This window comes from Ramlibacter aurantiacus (assembly GCF_016722895.1).
GTDB classification, from domain to species: Bacteria; Pseudomonadota; Gammaproteobacteria; order Burkholderiales; family Burkholderiaceae_C; genus Ramlibacter; species Ramlibacter aurantiacus.
In genome coordinates, this window is sequence record NZ_JAEQNA010000009.1 from 95,992 (window position 1) to 113,442 (window position 17,451).

Annotated in this window: 11 protein-coding genes; 8 read left to right on the forward strand and 3 right to left on the reverse strand. The window is 71.6% G+C overall.

Annotated features, from left to right (window positions below; all coding sequences use genetic code 11):
• Positions 1 to 6 precede the first annotated feature (6 nt).
• The 5 genes from JI739_RS20465 (at position 7) to JI739_RS20485 (ending at position 7,072) form a co-directional block, all read left to right on the forward strand.
• On the forward strand, positions 7 to 2,085 hold the full coding sequence (locus JI739_RS20465; RefSeq protein WP_201685857.1) for a hydantoinase/oxoprolinase family protein: 2,079 nt from the start codon (positions 7 to 9) through the stop codon (positions 2,083 to 2,085).
• Complete coding sequence (locus tag JI739_RS20470) at positions 2,082 to 3,860, forward strand: hydantoinase B/oxoprolinase family protein (protein ID WP_201685858.1); 1,779 nt, start codon at positions 2,082 to 2,084, stop codon at positions 3,858 to 3,860. The genes JI739_RS20465 and JI739_RS20470 overlap by 4 nt, the downstream gene beginning before the upstream one ends.
• A 48-nt stretch (positions 3,861 to 3,908) precedes the next feature.
• A complete protein-coding gene (locus tag JI739_RS20475) occupies positions 3,909 to 4,889 on the forward strand; it encodes a Bug family tripartite tricarboxylate transporter substrate binding protein (protein ID WP_201685859.1) in 981 nt (326 codons plus the stop codon).
• Between the two features lie 10 nt (positions 4,890 to 4,899).
• On the forward strand, positions 4,900 to 6,030 hold the full coding sequence (locus JI739_RS20480) for a serine hydrolase domain-containing protein (RefSeq protein ID WP_201685860.1): 1,131 nt from the start codon (positions 4,900 to 4,902) through the stop codon (positions 6,028 to 6,030).
• Positions 6,031 to 6,181: 151 nt separating this feature from the next.
• Positions 6,182 to 7,072: a polysaccharide deacetylase family protein gene (locus tag JI739_RS20485; RefSeq protein WP_201685861.1), complete on the forward strand. Its 891-nt coding sequence runs from the start codon at positions 6,182 to 6,184 to the stop codon at positions 7,070 to 7,072.
• Positions 7,073 to 7,141: 69 nt separating this feature from the next.
• Here the strand turns inward: JI739_RS20485 and JI739_RS20490 are convergent, their stop codons facing one another.
• Positions 7,142 to 8,197 carry a GNAT family N-acetyltransferase gene (locus JI739_RS20490; protein ID WP_201685862.1) on the reverse strand — a complete coding sequence of 352 codons (1,056 nt, stop codon included), beginning with the start codon at positions 8,195 to 8,197 and terminating at the stop codon, positions 7,142 to 7,144.
• A gap of 183 nt (positions 8,198 to 8,380) precedes the next feature.
• On the opposite strand from JI739_RS20490, the gene JI739_RS20495 reads away from it, so the two are divergent.
• A complete protein-coding gene (locus JI739_RS20495; RefSeq protein ID WP_201685863.1) occupies positions 8,381 to 10,138 on the forward strand; it encodes a ShlB/FhaC/HecB family hemolysin secretion/activation protein in 1,758 nt (585 codons plus the stop codon).
• Between the two features lie 21 nt (positions 10,139 to 10,159).
• On the opposite strand, the gene JI739_RS20500 is transcribed toward JI739_RS20495, so the two are convergent.
• Entirely contained in the window at positions 10,160 to 11,668 is a 1,509-nt protein-coding gene (locus tag JI739_RS20500) for an MFS transporter (protein WP_201685864.1), read from the reverse strand.
• 222 nt (positions 11,669 to 11,890) lie between these two features.
• Positions 11,891 to 14,182: an NADP-dependent malic enzyme gene (locus JI739_RS20505; RefSeq protein WP_201685865.1), complete on the reverse strand. Its 2,292-nt coding sequence runs from the start codon at positions 14,180 to 14,182 to the stop codon at positions 11,891 to 11,893.
• Positions 14,183 to 14,359: 177 nt separating this feature from the next.
• Between JI739_RS20505 and fahA the strand changes: the two genes are divergently transcribed.
• Together fahA and JI739_RS20515 are read left to right on the forward strand one after the other, a co-directional pair.
• Positions 14,360 to 15,670 (forward strand): fumarylacetoacetase, encoded by a 1,311-nt coding sequence (fahA, locus tag JI739_RS20510; RefSeq protein ID WP_201685866.1) that lies wholly within the window; start codon positions 14,360 to 14,362, stop codon positions 15,668 to 15,670.
• 214 nt (positions 15,671 to 15,884) lie between these two features.
• A complete protein-coding gene (locus JI739_RS20515; protein WP_201685867.1) occupies positions 15,885 to 17,324 on the forward strand; it encodes an NAD-dependent succinate-semialdehyde dehydrogenase in 1,440 nt (479 codons plus the stop codon).
• Positions 17,325 to 17,451: the final 127 nt, after the last annotated feature.

A 17,451-nucleotide genomic window follows, 5' to 3' on the forward strand; every position in this document is an offset into this window, starting at 1 on the left:
CACCGCATGCGCTTCGCAGTCGATACCGGCGGCACCTTCACCGACCTGGTGGTCGAGGACGACGAGGGCGGCCTGCAGCTGTTCAAGGCGTCGACGACGCCGGCCGACCCGATCCGGGGCGTGACGGACGCGCTGGAACTCGCCAGCGGCCACTTCGGCTGCCCGCTGCGCGAGCTGCTCGGGCGCGCCAGCATGTTCATCTACGGCACCACCCACGCGCTCAACGCGGTGGTGACCGGCCGCACCGCACGCACGGCCTTCCTCACCACCCAGGGCCACCCGGACATCCTGACCCTGCGCGAGGGGGGCCGTGCCGACGCGTTCGACTTCAGCGTGCCCACGCCGGCACCGTACGTGCCGCGCTCGCTCACCTGGGAGGTGCCGGGCCGCATGCGGGCCGATGGCCGCGAGCACACGCCGCTCGACGAAGCGGCGCTGCGCCGCATCGTGCAGGAGCTGCGCGCGCGCGACGTGGAGGCCGTGGCGGTGTGCCTGCTGTGGTCCATCGCCAACCCGGCGCACGAATTGCGGCTCGGCGAGCTGCTGCGCGAGCAGCTGCCCGGGGTGCCGTTCACGCTGTCGCACCAGCTGAACCCCACGCTGCGCGAATACCGCCGCGCCTCGTCCACCTGCATCGACGCCTCGCTCAAGCCCATGATGGCCGCCTACCTGGCGACGCTGGCGCAGCGGCTGGAGGAGGCGGGATTTCGCGGCCGCACGCTGGTGGTCACCTCCCAAGGCGGGGTCATGGACGCGCGCGACGCGGCCGCCGCACCCATCGCCCTGGTGAACTCCGGGCCTTCGATGGCGCCGGTGGCAGGCCGCTACTTCGCCCGCGCCGACGAAGGGACCGACACCGCCATCGTGGCCGACACCGGCGGCACCACCTACGACGTGAGCCTGGTGCGGCGCGGCGCCGTGCCCTGGACGCGCGAATCGTGGATCGGCCCGCCCTGGCGCGGCCACATGACCGGCTTTGCCTCGGTGGACGTGACCAGCGTGGGCGCGGGTGGCGGCTCCATCGCCTGGGTGGACGACGCCGGCATGCTGCACGTGGGTCCGCAGAGCGCCGGCTCGCAGCCGGGGCCGGCCTGCTACGGACGCGGCGGCACGCAGCCCACCGTGACCGATGCCTCGCTGGTGCTGGGGCACCTGGATCCGGCCTTCTTCCTCGGCGGCGCGATGCCGCTCGATGCCGGTGCGTCGCGCCGCGCGCTTCAGGAGCACGTGGCCGGGCCGCTGGGCATCGGCCTGGAGCAGGCGGCCTCGGCGGTGATCGAGCTGGCGACCGAAGGCATGGTGCAGGCCATCCTGGACATCTGCGTCAACCAGGGGGTGGACCCCAGCGCGGCCATCCTGGTCGGCGGCGGCGGCGCGGCCGGGCTCAACTCGTGCCTGATCGCGCGCCGGCTGCAGTCGCCGCGCCTGTTGATCCCGCAGGTGGGCGCGGCCCTCTCGGCCGCGGGCGCCATGCTCTCCACGCTCTCGGCGCGTTACCAGCGGCTGCGGTTCACGCGCCGCAGCGCCTTCGACTTCGCCGCCGTCGAGGCCACCTTGTCCGCGCTGGAGCAGCAGTGCGACGCCTTCGTCGCCGCGCAGGGCGACAGCGTCGAGTCGCACCGCACCGAGTTCTGGGTCGAGGCCCGCTACGCCGAGCAGGTGTGGGAGATCTCGGTGCCGTTGCCGGATCGGCGCATCGCCAACGAAGCCGATTTGTTTGCCCTGTGCGAGGCCTTCCACCGCCAGCACGAGGAGCTGTTCGCGGTGCGCGATGCGCAGGCCGACATCGAGTGGGTGGGCTGGGGCGCCGGCGTGAGCTGCCGCGTGCGCGGGGCTACCGAGGGCCTGCGGCTGCGCCCGGACGCGGCCGGCGCGGCGCCGCCGCGCAGCCGCCGCGCCTGGTTCGCCGAGACCGGCTGGGTCGAGGCGGCCGTGCACCGCTTCGACCAGCTGCCCGACGGCGCCAGCGTGCACGGCCCGGCGCTGGTCGAATCGTCCTTCACCACGGTGGTGCTGCACCCCGGCGCCAGCGCCCAGCGGCGCGAGTCCGGCAGCCTCGCCATCTCTCCCGGGGCAAGCGCATGAGCCAGGCCACACCCAACCCGACGAAGCCACGCGACGGCGTGCGCCTGGCGCTGCTGTCCAACCGGCTGGAGGGCATCGCCCGCAAGATGTCCAACACGCTGCTGCGTTCCTCGCGCTCGGGCGTGATCAACATGGCGGGCGACTTTTCCTGCTGCATCCTCACGGCCGGCGACGAGCTGCTGGCCGCGGCCGAGAGCCTGCCGATCCACGTGCTGTCCGGCCCCGACCTGATGGCCGCCGCCATGCGCCGCTTCCACCCGCAGCTGCGGCGAGGCGACGCCTTCCTGCACAACTCGCCCTACCACGGCTGCTCGCACCCCGCCGACCACACGATCCTGGTGCCGGTGATCGACGATGAGGGCGTGCACCGCTATACCGTGCTGGCCAAGGCGCACCAGGCCGACTGCGGCAACTCGCAGCCCACCACCTACATGGGCAGCGCGCGCGATGTGTACGAGGAAGGCGCGCTGATCTTCCCGGCGGTGAAGGTGCAGCAGGGCTACGAGGACAACGCCGACATCGTGCGGATGTGCGAGATGCGCATCCGCGTGCCGGGCCAGTGGCGAGGCGACTACCTGGCCATGGTCGGCGCGGCGCGCATCGGCGAGCGCGAGCTGCTGGCGCTGGGCCGCGAGATCGGCTGGGACCGGCTGCAGGCGTGGCAGCACGACTGGCTGGACTACAGCGAGCGCCGCATGGCCGCGGCCATCGCGCGGATGCCGGCGGGCCAGGGGCGACGCACCAGCACCCACGATCCGCTGCCGGGCATGGCGGGCGACGGCATCCCCATCAGCGCCGGCGTGCGCGTGTGGCCGGACCAGGGCCGCATCCAGGTGGACCTGCGCGACAACCCCGACTGCGTGCCGGCGGGCATCAACCTCTCGGAAGCCTGCGCGCGCACCGCGGCCATGATCGGCGTGTTCAACAGCATCGACCCCGCCGTGCCCAAGAACGCCGGCAGCTTCCGGCGCCTGCAGGTGCTGCTGCGCGAGAACTGCATCTGCGGCATTCCGCTGCACCCCACCTCCTGCTCGGTGGCCACCACCAACATCGCCGACCGCGTGGCCAACGCGGTGCAAGGCGCCATCGCCGAGATCGCCGACGGCTTCGGCCTGGCCGAGTGCGGCGGCGTGATCCCGGCCGGGGGGGGCGTGGTCTCGGGCGTGCTTCCGCGCACCGGCGCGCCGTTCGTCAACCAGGTGATCATCGGCGTCTCCGGCGGCGCCGGCGCGCCGCGGGCCGACGCCTGGCAGCTGATCGGCCACGTGGGCAACGCCGGCAAGATGTTCATCGACAGCGTCGAGCTCGACGAGCTGCGCCAGCCGATCCAGGTGCACGAGCGCCGCTTCGTCGCCGACACGGCCGGTGCCGGCCGGCACCTGGGCGCCAGCAGCATCCGCAGCGAGTTCGGCCCCGCCGGCGAGGCCACGATCAGCGTGGCCTACGGCTGCGACGGCGCCCGGCATCCGGCGCGCGGCGTGCGCGGCGGCGGTCCCGGGGCCGCCGCCTCGCACGCCCTGCGCCGCGCCGACGGCAGCACCGAACCGCTGCCCGACTGGGGCCAGGTGCGATTGCAGCCGGGCGAGCGCGTGCTGTCGCTTTCGTGCGGCGGCGGCGGCTACGGCGAGCCGCGCCACCGGGATGCGGCCGCCGTGGCGCGCGACGTGGCGCAGGGCTGGACCTCGCCCGGACGCGCCCGGGATGTGTTCGGTGTGCAGCTCGACGCCGCCGGGCGCCTCGACGTCGACGCCACCCGCCGCCTGCGCGCCGCCTGATGCGCCAGCCCTGATTCGTTGATCCGCAAACCCCCACAGGAGAACCCGATGAGCCTCCAACGCCGCCACTTCAACCTCGCCCTGGCCGCGCTCGCCGTGGCTGCGCCGCTGGGCGCCGCGCAGGCGCAGAACTGGCCTTCGCGCCCCATCCGCCTGATCGTGCCCTTCGGGGCCGGCGGCGCCACCGACATTTACGCGCGCATCGTCGGCCAGCACCTGCAGGCGGCGCTGGGCCAGCCGGTGGTGATCGAGAACCGGCCGGGCGGCAACTTCGCCATCGGCACCGAGATGGCGGCCAAGGCCGCGCCGGACGGGCACACGCTGGTGATGATCACCAGCTCGCATTCGGTGCTGGAGGCGATGGGCATCAACCGCTCCAAGTACCAGCTGCTGCGCGACCTGGTGCCGGTGGCCACGCTCAGCGCGGCCGAGGGCGTGCTGGTGGTGCACCCCTCCGTGCCGGCGAACAACCTCAAGGAGTTCATCGCGCTGGCGAAGTCGAAGCCGGGGCAGATCAACTACGCCTCCACCGGAACGGGCAGCATGCTGCACCTGCAGGGCGAGCTGATGGAGTCGATGGCCGGCGTGCACATGGTCCACATCCCCTACAAGACCGGCGGCTCGGCCCGCGTCGACCTGCTGGAGGGCCGCGTGCAGGCGATGTTCCATCCGGTCACCGGCGCGACCCAGCTCATTCGCGAAGGCAAGCTGCGGGCGCTGGGCGTCACCGGCTCGCAGCGCTCGCCGGCGCTGCCCGAGGTGCCCACCATCGCCGAAGCCGGCCTGCCCGGCTACGACGTGCCGGTGCTGATCGGCGTGGCGGCCCCGGCGGGCACGCCGCGGCCCATCGTGGAGCGGCTCAACACGGAGATCAGCGCCATCCTGCGCCGCCCCGATGTCCAGGAAGCCTGGGCCAAGGCCGACAGCCGCACGCTGGTGATGTCGCCCGAGCAGTTCAAGTCCGCGCTGGAAAGCGAGATCACCAAATGGGGAAAGGTGATCCGCGAAGCCAGGATCAGCATGGAATGACGGGCGGCGCATGAAGGCAGGCGACGCGCCGATCGACGGCATTTGCGACCCGGCATTCGAGCCGGTGCGCCAGGCGCTGCAGGCCAACATGGCCAGCGGCGATGAGGTGGGCTGCGCGGTGGCCGTGATGGTCGACGGCCAGCCGGTGGTCGACCTGTGGGCCGGCTGGCGTGACCGGGCGCGCACCCTGCCGTGGCAGCGGCACACGATCACCGACATGAAGTCGGTCGGCAAGTCGGTGTTCGCGCTGTGCGTGCTGCGCCTGGTGGGGCAGGGCGCGGTCGAACTCGACGCGCCGGTGGCCCGCTACTGGCCGGCCTTCGGACAGGCCGGCAAGCAGGACCTCAGCGTGCGCCTGCTGCTGGGCCACCTGGCGGGCCTGCCCTTTCCCGACCGGGCTCCGCCGGGTTCGCTCTACCAGCCGGGCGTGGTCGCCCGGGCGCTGGAGGAGCAGGCCCCCGAGTGGCCGCCGGGCACCCAGGCCTGCTACCACTCCTTCACCTACCCGCCGCTGTGCGCCGAACTGGTGCGGCAGGCGACCGGGCGATCCATCCATGACGTCCAGCGCGACGAGATCGCCACGCCGCTGGGCGCCGAGTACTGGCTGGGCCTGGAAGACGCGCAGATGGACCTGTGCGCCGATTACATCGAGACCCCGGGCACGCCCAGCCTGGAGGGCATGAAGCGCAACACCGAGTCGCCACTCCACCGCGCCTGGCGGCCGCTGCCGCGCGACGAGGACTACAACTCGACCGCCTGGCGGCGTTACGCCGGCCATGGCAACGCGCGCGGCATGGCACGCATCTATGCGGCCCTGGCGGCGGGCGGACGGCTGGAGGGGTATGAGGTGGTCGATCCGGCCGTGCTGGCCGAGGCGGTGGAGGGCAGCTGGAACGGGATGGATTTCATGACGCAGCGCCCCTTCGCCATGGGGCTGGGCTTCATGCGGGCGGGTCCGGCGTTCTCGATCGGACCGGGGCCGCGCAGCTTCGGCCATCCGGGCATGGGCGGGCCGATCGCTTTCGCCGATCCGGACCGGCGGCTGAGCTTCAGCTACGTGCCCAACCGCATGCATCCCATCGCCAACACGGGTCCCCTCGCCGGCGCGCTCATCGACGCCGTCTACCGCAGCATCGGCTGACCGGTTTTCCCTGGCACGGCTGGGGCAATAGCTCCATCGGGCGGGGTTGGCAGGCGCGGGACCGCCCCACGAGCTTGCGGTCCAGCCTCACAATGCCTGAACTGTCGACCTTTAGCCGAGCTCCACGCGTGGGAGTGAACCGGACAGAACGATGAACGAGACGAGCTCAAGCCTGCCCTTTCGGCCCCCCATCCCGATCCTCTCGTACCACCAGACCGATGCCCTGCCCAAGCGGGGAGTGCCTTTCCGCAGCCTGGTGCTGCCGCCGGCCCGGTTCGCGCGGCAGATGCGGGCGCTCCATCGCCTGGGCTGGCGCGGGGTGTCCCTTCGCGAGCTGGAGCCCTACCTGCGCGGAGAGAAGACCGGCAAGGTCGTGGGCATCACCCTGGACGACGGCTACGTCAACAACTACCTGCACGCGCTGCCGGTGCTGCGCGAGCTGGGCTTCACGGCCACCTCCTTCGTGGTCAGCCGGCAGGTCGGCGGCTCGAACGTCTGGGACCGCTCGATCGGCGTGCCCGACGCGCCGCTGATGGACCTGGCGCAATTGCGCGGCTGGATCGATGCCGGCATGGAGGTGGGCGCGCATACCTGCAACCACGTGGACCTGCCCACCTGCGACGCAGGGCGGGCGCATGACGAGATCACGCACTGCAAGGACGAGCTGGAGCACCTGCTGGGCTGCGAGGTCCGCAGCTTCTGCTACCCGTACGGGCGGTACCGGCCCGAGCACGTGGAGATGGCGCGCGATGCCGGCTATGCCATGGCCACCAGCTCGGATAGCCGGCGCGCGCCGGCAGGCAGCGACTTGCTCTGCCTGCCGCGTATTTCGGTGTGGCTGTCCACGCCCCTGCCCCTGCTGCTGGCCCAGGTGACCACGCCCTTCGAGGAGTGGCGCCAGCACCCCTCCGTCCGCGGCACGGTGCGCCTGCGCCGCTGGGTCGGCCTGGGGCGCGGCGAGGTCAAGCCGGCGGCGGAACACCGGCCCCTGCCGGAGCACCGTTCCGCGGCCACGGTGCGGCCGCGCAAGCCGCTGGCCTAGACGTCATGGTCGCCTGCTCCGCTGGCTCTCGAGCTAGCCGGGGTGGGTGGTGCGACCCGGGGGAGCATTTCAAACCGCCCGGCGCCTGATCCGCCGCACCAGCGGCTTCAACGGCTGCAAGGCTCGCGAGGACCGCAGCCAGTTCATCGTGGCGCCGCGCGCGCCGTGCAGCGCCGTGGCCAGGGCCGGGCGGCTCACCCAGCCCTCGACCAGCGGTGAGGCGCAGTCGGCGAAGCTGTGCTTGTATGCGTCCTCGCCCTTGCCCAGGTCGAGCAGGCCGCACCCCTCGGCGGCGGCCGCTTGGGCCACCGCCATCAGCATCTGGGCGCCGGGGGAGTGCCGGGCCTGGGCGTGCTCGTAGACCGGGAACCACCAGTGCCACACGGTGCGCGAGCGCATCCCCAGGTGGGCAGCGACCAGGGTGTCGCCGGCATACAGCGCGGAGAGCCGCCCGGCGAAGCCGGGGTGCTCCGTTTTCCAGATCGATTCGACCAGCTCGCGGGTCCATCCGCGGGCGAAGAAATCCGGCACGCCGGTGCGCCGGCACTGCTGCGACTTCAGTTCCAGCACGGCGTCGAACACCGCCCGATCGGCCGAGTGCGGCTCGAAGCGCAGGGGCCCCACTTCGCGCGCCATCTTGCGGGCCTTGCGGTCGAGCTCGGCGATGCGGCGCGCGCCGGACTCGATCCGCGAGCGCTTGTACGCGGTGAAGCCGCGCGACAGGTCCAGCCCGGGGGACTCCGATGGCCGAAGGCCCGGTGTCGGCGCCTGCGCCCGGGGCAGGTGGTCGAATTCCCAGAACGACAGGCCGGTGGCCTGCAGCAGCCGCGGCCAGTCGATCGACAGGTCCGGTGCGCAGACCACGCCATGGTGGTCGGACAGCGGGGCACCCACCGGGCGTCCCATGCCCCAGCGGCCCTGGTACGGGAAAAAGCCCTGGACGCCATCGGCGTCCTCGATGACCGCCACCCGCACGTCGGGGCGGACCCGGGCGACCTGCCGGGTGAACTCGGGGCAGAAGTAGGGGCTGGCGAGGGCGGGGTTGGCCTCCTGGAGCGCGAGCCACCGGGCCTGCATGGCCCGGTCGATCTGCGCAGCGTGGATGACGGAAATCTTCGTGGACATGGCTTTCCTGGCGATCCTGCCGACGATACGTGCGGCTGGGGCTCGCGTGGGCCGCCGGGCATGGCCCCAATGGGCGATTGCGGCGGGCGATCGAATACTTTGTTTTACATTTCACGCCGCGCGGCGCGCCTGATCCGCGCGACCCGCTGTCCCACCCGACCGCCGAACCCAGCCGGAGCACCAGTGATCCATTTCTCCGGGCCCGCCGCGCCCGTCTTCCTCGTTCCCCCGGCCCTCGCTCGCCTGGCCGTGCTGCTGTCGGCCTGCGCGATGGCGGGCGTGGTGGCGGCCCAGCCATTGGCCCCATCGGCGGCCGACCCCTTGATCCTCGAAGGCCTGCGCCGGCAGGAGGAGAGCCGCCAGCGCGAACGCCGGGCCCTGGAGTTCGCGCCCAGCGAGCTGCGCCCGCCGGAGCGTGCCGGCCCGGCGGGTCCGCCGCCGGTCGAGACCGATTGCCACCCGGTGCGCGAGGTCGAGCTGGCCGGCCCCGATGCCGCGCGATTCACCTGGCTGCTGCAAATGGCGCGCACCCGGCCGCCCGCCTGCCTCGGCGGCCAGGGCCTGGCCCGGCTGGCGCACGAGCTCGACCAGGCGCTGCAGGCGGCGGGCTTTGCCACGACGCGGGTGGCCTATCCCGCACAGGACCTCGCCAGCGGCAGGCTGCTGCTGCAGCTGCACGCCGGCCGCGTGGCCCGGATCGAGCTGCTCGATGGGCCCGATGCCGCCGACGGCTGGGGGACTTGGCGCAACGCCTTCCCGCTCGCCACCGGGGACCTGATGAACACGCGCGACCTCGAGCACGGCGTCGAGAACATGAAGCGGCTGCCCAGCCAATCGGTGCGCGTGCGCGTCGAGCCCGGCGAGCGCCCGGACACCAGCGACCTGTTCATCGAACGCGAGCCGGCCACCTGGCGCCAGCGCCTGCGCGGCGGCCTGCGCCTGGACAACGGCGGCGGGCCGGTGCTGGGCCGCACCCTGGCGGCGGGGCACGGGGCCTGGGACAACCCGCTCGGACTGAACGACATCCTGGCCTTCAGCTTCCAGACCCCGGTGGAACGCCCGGGGCCCGAACGCCGCAGCCAGGCGGGCTCGGTGCAGTACAGCGTGCCGTGGGGCTACGGGTTGTGGACGCTGGAGGCCGGCCGCAACCGCTTCGCCCAGCCCATGCCGCTGCACACCGTGGCGATCGGCGGTGAGAGCGAGACCGGGGAGCTGCGCTTGCAGCACACCGCCTGGCGTTCAGCCAGCAGCCGCCTGGACCTGCTCGCCGCGGTGTCGGCGCGTCGATCCCGGGGCTGGGTCGGTGACCAGGAGGTGGTGGCGCAGCGTCGCCGCAGCACCAGCGCCAGCGCCGGGCTGCGCTACCGCCAGCTGTTCGGCACCGGCGCCCTGGACGCCGAACTCGGCCTGCGGCACGTGGTGTCCGCCCGCCAGGCATCGCCCGAGCTCGCCGCATCCGAAGGCGGTGGGGCCCGCCTGCGCCCCGGCGTGTGGAGCGCCGCGCTGGGTTGGCAGCAGGACCTGCGCCGGGGAGCGCAGCCCTGGACCGTGCAGTCCAGCCTGCGCTTGCAGGCCACCCGGCAGACGACCCTGGCGATCGATCAGTTCGCCATCGGCGGCCGATACACGGTGCGCGGCTTCGACGGCGACGCGGTCCTGCTGGCCGAGAGCGGCCTGGCCTGGCGCAATGAAGCCAGCACGTTCCTGGGCACCTGGGGCAATGCGCGGTGGGCCGGGGTGCTGGCGCTGGACTACGGGCGCATCTGGGGCGAGAGCGCCGCCACGCAGCCGGGCCGACAGCTCGCCGGCACGGCGGCGGGGGTGAGGGCGACGCGCGCCGGCCTGGCCTTCGAGGCGATGGCGGCGACGCCGCTGACGCGGCCGGCGGGGTTTCCGGCGCGACCGCTGGTGCTCTACGCCTTCGTGTCGCAGGCGTTGTGACGAGCGGCAGGACCAGAACCCTCACACATCCTGCCGCGCGAAGCGCTCGCGCCACCACTTGCGCCGCTCGGTCAGGCGCTCGAACGGGAACAGGTTGCCGAGCGCCCCGGCGGAAAAGTTGTTCAGCGCGCGCCAGGCTTCGAGGGCGAATTCCTGCACCACCAGCCGTTCGCTCACCTCTTCGCCTTCGCGCACCCGCGACAGGGCGTGCATGACGTACAGGCCGAGCAGCGCGGAGATGGCGAACAGGAATTCCCAGTGGGCGAAGCTCACGACGGTCTTTTCGCCGGCGCTGCCGGGGGTGGCCCAGCGGATCACTGCCGAGAAGGCGCTGGTCTTCAGCGTCTGCGCCAGCGCACCGGCGGCGATCGGTGCGAAACCGCCGGCCACCGCCGACACCAGCCCGATGGCGGCCAGGTAGGGCGTGCCCTGGCCCCGCGGCGCGAGTTTCAGGCCGATGTTGCCCGTGGCCAGGCCGATGCCGCCGGTGGCGATGCCCAGCACCAGGTGGATGGCGTAGAGCAGGGCCAGCTGCGCCTCGGGGCTGGACACGGCCTCGGCGAACACCAGGGCGAGCATGCCCAGGAAGTGCACCGGCAGCACCACCGCCAGCACGCTCTTGTTCGACAGCCGGTCCGACAGCCGGCCCCACAGGTACAGGGTGAGCGCGTTGGCGACCTGGCTCACCACCCACAGCTGGGTGACCGTGATCACCGAGTAGCCGCGCTGGTTGATCAGGTACACGGTGAGGAAGGGCGCGGCCACGTTGGACGCCAGCGTCCAGGCGCCCATGAACACCAGCAGGCGGCGGAAGTTGCGGTCGCGGAAGGGCGCGGCCATGCGCTCGCCCAGCTCGCTGGCCGGCCCGGCGTCGGGCATGAGCGGCTCGGGGGTCCGGGCCAGGTAGCTGGAGCTGACGAAGCCGGCGAGCCCCGCCAGCAGGAAGGCCACGACATAGGCGTTGGCGGTCTGGCCCAGGGGCGGATGGTCCACCAGCGCGCCGGCGGCCAGCGTGCCCACGCAGGCGACCAGCGTGCCGACGAACAGCCGCCGGGCGAAGAAGTGGCCCAGTTGCTGCGGCGGGATCAGCTGGTGCAGCCAGGAATTGACAGAGCAGCCGCCCACCGCATGCAGCGAGGCGATCAGCACCTGCAGCACGATCAGCAGGGCCAGCGCCGCCGGCAGCGAAGGCAGCAGCGGCAGCAGGGCCATCAGCCCGATCAGCACGCGCGCGCCGGTGAGGGTGCCCACGCCGATCAGCCGGCGCTTGCGCACGCGCTCGATCAGCCAGGCCGCGGGCAGCTGGGCCACTTGCGCGAGGAAGGGAATGGCGGCCAACAGGCCGATGTGGAAGGGCGTGGCCCCGACCGACAGCGCGAAGGCCATCAGGATCACCCCGCCGGAGAAGGCCCCGGTGAGGCTGGCCCAGCCCAGGTCGCGCACCAGCAGGCGCTGGCCGGACGCCAGTTCGCCGGGCGTGACGTGGGGGACGGGACCGAGGAAGGTCCGCTCGACCGTGCTCGCCGTCATTCAGGTCGCGGCAGAGCCGATGGATCGGCTGCACAGGGCTGCGCGGGGCGCAGGGCGATGCAGGGCGGTGGCGGCGGCGACGACGCCGCGCGATGAACGATCAACAAACATTCGGCAACGATTCCCTTGTGCCGCGCTCCGACGCGGTCTTGTGAAAGGGAAGGGTTTCTACCAGAGGCCGCCGCAGTCGCCGCAAGCGGGTGTAACGGCGACTGCGGGTGGTTAGCGCCTGGCTGCCGCCGCGGCCAGCGCGGTCATGTTGACGATGCGGCGCACGGTGGCCGAGGGCGTGAGCACGTGCACCGGCGCCTTGGCGCCCAGCAGCATCGGGCCCACGGTGATGCCGTGGCCGCCGGTGATCTTGAGCACGTTGAACAGGATGTTGGCCGCATCCAGCGTGGGGCAGATCAGCAGGTTGGCCTCGCCGGTGAGCGTGCCATCCATCAGGCTGGCACGGCGCACGGGCTCGGACAGGGCGGCGTCGCCCTGCAGCTCGCCGTCGCACTCGATGTCGGGTTCGAGCTGCCGGAACAGGTCGCGCGCTCGCCGCATCTTGGCGGCCGAACCGCGCGAGGACGAGCCGTAGTTGCTGTGCGAGAGGAAGGCCACCTTGGGCGGCAGGCCGAAGCGCTGCACCTGGGCCGCGGCCATCTGCGCGATGCGCGCGAGCAGCGCGGCGTCGGGATCCTCGTTGACGTAGGTGTCGGCGATGAAGAGCGTGCGGTCCTGCAGCATCAGGCCGTTGAGGGTGGCCAGGGCACCGGACTCGTCCTCGCAGCCGACCACCTGCCGCACGTGTTCGAGGTGGCCGTCGAAGCGGCCCACCAGGCCGCACAGCATGGCGTCGGCATCACCCAGGCGCACGCCCAGCGCACCGATCAGCGTGTTGGAGCGACGAACGGCGGCCTTGGCCGCCTCGGGCGTGATGCCGTGGCGACCCATCAGATGGTGATAGGTTTCCCAGTAGTGGCGAAAGCGCGTGTCGCTCTCCGGGTTGACGCACTCGACGTCCTGCCCGAGGCGCATGCGCAGGCCGGCCTTGGCGATGCGCGCTTCGATCACCTCGGGACGGCCGATCAGGATGGGGTGGGCCAGCTTGTCGTCGATGGCGAGTTGCGCCGCGCGCAGGACGCGCTCGTCCTCGCCCTCGGCATAGGCCACGCGTTTGGCCTCGGAAGCCTTGGCCGCCATGAAGACCGGCCGCATGATCATGCCGGTCTGGTAGACGAAGCGGGTGAGGCTCTGGGTGTAGGCGTCGTAGTCGGTGATGGGCCGGGTGGCCACGCCCGATTCCTCGGCGGCACGCGCCACGGCCGGTGCGATGCGCAGGATCAGGCGCGAGTCGAAGGGCGTGGGGATGATGTAGTCGGGACCGAAGGACAGCTCGGTGCCGGCGTAGGCGTTGGCCACTTCCTCGCTGATGTCGGCCTTGGCCAGCGCGGCGATTTCGCGCACGCAGGCGAGCTTCATCGCCTCGGTGATCTTGGTGGCCCCGCAGTCGAGGGCGCCGCGGAAGATGTACGGGAAGCACAGGACGTTGTTGACCTGGTTCGGGTAATCGGAGCGGCCGGTGGCGATGATGCAATCGGGCCGCGCCGCCCGCGCCAGCTCGGGGCGGATCTCGGGTTCTGGATTGGCCAGCGCCAGGATGATGGGCTTGTCGGCCATGGTCTTGACCATCTCGGGCGAGAGCACGCCGGCGGTGGAGCAGCCCAGGAACACGTCGGCGCCCTGGACCACGTCGGCCAGGGTGCGGGCCGAGGTGTCCTGCGCGTAGGCGGCCTTGGATTCGTCGAAGCCGCCCGGGCGTCCCTGGTAGATCACGCCCTTGGAATCGACCACGAAGATGTTGCGGCGCGCGACGCCCAGTTCGACCATGAGGTCCAGGCAGGCGATGGCGGCGGCGCCGGCGCCCGAGGCCACCAGCTTCACCTGGTCGATGCGCTTGCCCACCAGCTCCAGGCCATTGAGCAGGGCGGCCCCGGAGATGATGGCGGTGCCGTGCTGGTCGTCGTGGAAGACGGGGATGTTCAGCCGGTCGCGCAGCTTGCGCTCGATGTAGAAGCACTCGGGCGCCTTGATGTCCTCGAGGTTGACGCCGCCCAGCGTGGGCTCCAGCGCGGCGACGATGTCCACCAGCTTGTCGGGGTCGCGCTCGGCCAGCTCGATGTCGAACACGTCGATCCCGGCGAACTTCTTGAACAGGCACCCCTTGCCCTCCATCACCGGCTTGCCGGCCAGTGGCCCGATGTCACCCAGCCCGAGCACGGCGGTGCCGTTGGTGACCACGCCCACCAGGTTGCCGCGGGCGGTGTACTCCGCCGCCAGCGACGGATCGGCCTGGATGTCCAGGCAGGGATAGGCGACTCCGGGCGAATACGCCAGCGACAGGTCGCGCTGGTTGGACAGGGGCTTGGTGGGCGTGACCGCGATCTTGCCCTTGCCGGGGCTGCGGTGGTATTCGCGGGCGGCGTCGCGCAGGGCGAGTTCGGCGGGGGAGGTGGGTTCTTTCATGAGCTTGCCTTTCGACGTCGGCATGTGCGCCGGCGTTGTCTCTCGGGAGCGAAAGCATAGCCCGGCGCCAGGGCCCGGGTCGCTGTCGGCGGGCGCGACCCGCCCCGGCAGCTCAGGCTTGGCCAGCGGGTGCGCGCGCCGCCGCAAAATGGCGGGTTGCATTCAAGGAGTTTGTGCATGTCCCCACTGAACGAAACCCACGACCCGAACCTGCGCAGCTGGGTCGCCTCGGCCCAGGCCGCCGGTTGCGAGTTCCCGCTGCAGAACCTGCCTTTCGCCGTGTTCCGCCGGCGGGGGCAGGGCGAGGCCTTTCGCGGTGGCGTGGCCATCGGCGACCAGATCGTGGACCTGGCGGCCTTGTCGCGGGCCGCGGTGTTCGAGGGCGCGGCCGGCGAGGCGATCCGTGCTGCCGCGCAGGACAAGCTCAACGCGCTGATGGCGCTGGGCCCCGACGCGTGGAGCGCGCTGCGGCTGGCGCTGTCGCGTGCGCTGCGCGAAGGCTCTGCCCAGCAGGGCGCGCTGCAGGCCTGCCTGGTGCCCCTGCAGGAGGCCGAATACGACGTGCCGGCGCGCATCGGCGACTACACCGACTTCTACACCTCGGTGCACCACGCCACGAACATCGGCAAACAGTTCCGCCCCGACAACCCGCTGCTGCCCAACTACAAGTGGGTGCCGATCGGCTATCACGGCCGCGCCTCCAGCATCGTCACCTCGGGCCAGGCCTTCCGGCGCCCGATGGGCCAGACCCTGGCGCCCGGTGCCGCGCAGCCCCAGCTGACCCCCAGCAAGCGGCTGGACATCGAGCTGGAGCTGGGTGTGTTCATCGGGCCCGCCAACGCGATCGGGGAGCCCATCGCGATCGAGCAAGCCGAGGCCCACGTGTTCGGCATCGTGCTGCTCAACGACTGGTCGGCCCGCGACATCCAGGCCTGGGAGTACCAGCCGCTCGGCCCTTTCCTGTCCAAGAACTTCGCCAGCACCATCTCGCCCTGGGTGGTGACGCTGGAGGCGCTGGCACCCTACCGCGTGCCCTTCTCGCGCGCCGAAGGCGACCCGCAGCCGCTGCCTTACCTGGACTCGGCGGACAACCGCCAGGCCGGATCGCTGGACATCCAGCTCGAGGTGCTGCTGCAGACCGCGCGCATGCGCGAAACGGGCCAGGCGCCGGCCTCGATCTGCCGCACCAGCTACCGCCACGCGTATTGGACGGTGGCCCAGATGGTGGCCCACCACACGGTGAACGGCTGCAACCTGCAGCCGGGCGACCTGCTGGGCAGCGGCACGCTCTCGGGCCCCACGCTGGACCAGGCCGGAGCGCTGATCGAGCTCACCGAAGGCGGCAAGAAGCCGCTGCAACTGCCCGGCGGCGACAGCCGCGCCTTCCTGGAGGACGGTGACACCGTGATCCTGCGCGGGTGGTGCGAGAAGCCCGGGGCCGCACGCATCGGCTTCGGTGATTGCACGGGCACGGTGTTGGCGAACTAGGTCCCCCCCGAAACGGCCTTCGGCCGCTCCCCCCCCCAGGGGGCGCAACCAGCGGCCCGGCAAAGCCGGTTCCGCGGTAGCCGCTGGGGCGCCCTGCCGCTGCGCGGCGGGTCGACCTGCCGAATGTCCCGCTGGAAAGTCTGACCTGGCAACTGCTTTTGCACATCCCCTACCATCCACTGTTGCTCCCCTTCTTCCCCTACGAGACACGCGCATGACCTATCCCAACACTCAACTCTTCATCAACGGCCAATGGCTGGATGCGGCGGATGGCCGCACGCTGGCCGTCATGAACCCGGCGACCGGCGCCGAGATCGGCCGCGTCGCCCATGCCAGCAAGGTCGACCTCGACCGTGCGCTCGAAGCGGCGCAGAAGGGCTTCGAGACCTGGCGCGACATGACCGCCGCCGAGCGCAGCAAGATCATGCGCAAGGCCGCCGGCTTCATGCGAGAGCGGGCCGAGACGATCGGCCGCATGCTGACCCAGGAGCAGGGCAAGCCGCTGGTCGAGGCCAAGGGTGAGGCCGCCTCGGCGGCGGACATCATCGAGTGGTTCGCCGAGGAAGGCTTCCGCGTCTACGGGCGCATCGTGCCCTCGCGCCACAACCTCTCCATCCGCCAGATGGTGGTCAAGGATCCGGTGGGCGTGGTGGCCGCGTTCACGCCCTGGAACTTCCCGATCAACCAGGTGGTGCGCAAGGTGGCCGCGGCGCTGGCCGCGGGCTGCTCGATGATCGTCAAGGCGCCCGAGGAAACGCCCGCTGGCCCGGCCGCGCTGATCCAGGCCTTCGCCGACGCAGGCCTGCCGCCCGGCGTGCTGGGGCTGGTCTACGGCAACCCGGCCGAGATCTCCAGCTACCTGATCCCGCACCCGATCGTGCGCAAGATCACCTTCACGGGCTCGACCCCCGTGGGCAAGCAGCTGGCCGCGATGGCCGGCCAGCACATGAAGCGCGTGACCATGGAGCTGGGCGGCCACGCCCCGGTCATCGTCTGCGAGGACGCGGACATCGGCCTGGCGATCAAGTCGGCTGCCGCCGCCAAGTTCCGCAACGCGGGCCAGGTCTGCATCTCGCCCACCCGCTTCCTCGTGCACGAGGCCATTCGGGAAGAATTCGCCCAGGCCTTCGCCAAGCACGCGCAGGGCCTGCGGGTCGGCGATGGCCTGGCCGAGGGCACGCAGATGGGCCCCTTGGCCAACCCGCGCCGGCTCACCGCCATGGCCGAGATGACCCAGGATGCGGTCGAGCGCGGCGCCACGGTGCTGGCTGGTGGCGAGCGCCTGGGTAACGAGGGCAACTTCTGGAAACCGACCATCCTGGCCGACGTGCCACTGGATGCCAAGGTGTTCAACGACGAACCCTTCGGCCCGCTGGCCGCGATCCGCAGCTTCAGCAAGCTGGAGGACGCGATCGCCGAGTCGAACCGACTGCCCTATGGCCTGGCCGGCTATGCCTTCACCCGCTCGCTGAAGAACGCCGACCTGCTGGGGCGGCGCGTGGAGGTGGGCATGCTGTACGTGAACATGCCGGCGCTGCCGACGGCCGAGGTGCCTTTTGGTGGCATCAAGGATTCGGGGTATGGGTCTGAAGGCGGACCCGAGGCGGTGGATGCTTACCTGAACGTGCGCGCCGTTTGCGTCATGAACGTTTGATCGACGCTTTGTCGTTGTTTTCGTAGCGGTCGTTGCAGGCCGGGATTTCGTCCCGGCGGGCGAGTCCCTTTCAAGAAAGTTTGCTCACTTTGCTTCGCAAAATGAGCAAACCCCCGCTCACGCGAAC

Coding starts and splice junctions, on each gene's coding strand:
- JI739_RS20465 (WP_201685857.1), top strand. CDS start 7: ATGCGCTTCGCAGTCGATACCGGCGGCACCTTCACCGACCTGGTGGTC.
- JI739_RS20485 (WP_201685861.1), top strand. CDS start 6,182: ATGAACGAGACGAGCTCAAGCCTGCCCTTTCGGCCCCCCATCCCGATC.
- JI739_RS20490 (WP_201685862.1), bottom strand. CDS start 8,197: ATGTCCACGAAGATTTCCGTCATCCACGCTGCGCAGATCGACCGGGCC.
- JI739_RS20515 (WP_201685867.1), top strand. CDS start 15,885: ATGACCTATCCCAACACTCAACTCTTCATCAACGGCCAATGGCTGGAT.
- fahA (WP_201685866.1), top strand. CDS start 14,360: ATGTCCCCACTGAACGAAACCCACGACCCGAACCTGCGCAGCTGGGTC.
- JI739_RS20505 (WP_201685865.1), bottom strand. CDS start 14,182: ATGAAAGAACCCACCTCCCCCGCCGAACTCGCCCTGCGCGACGCCGCC.
- JI739_RS20500 (WP_201685864.1), bottom strand. CDS start 11,668: ATGACGGCGAGCACGGTCGAGCGGACCTTCCTCGGTCCCGTCCCCCAC.
- JI739_RS20480 (WP_201685860.1), top strand. CDS start 4,900: ATGAAGGCAGGCGACGCGCCGATCGACGGCATTTGCGACCCGGCATTC.
- JI739_RS20475 (WP_201685859.1), top strand. CDS start 3,909: ATGAGCCTCCAACGCCGCCACTTCAACCTCGCCCTGGCCGCGCTCGCC.
- JI739_RS20470 (WP_201685858.1), top strand. CDS start 2,082: ATGAGCCAGGCCACACCCAACCCGACGAAGCCACGCGACGGCGTGCGC.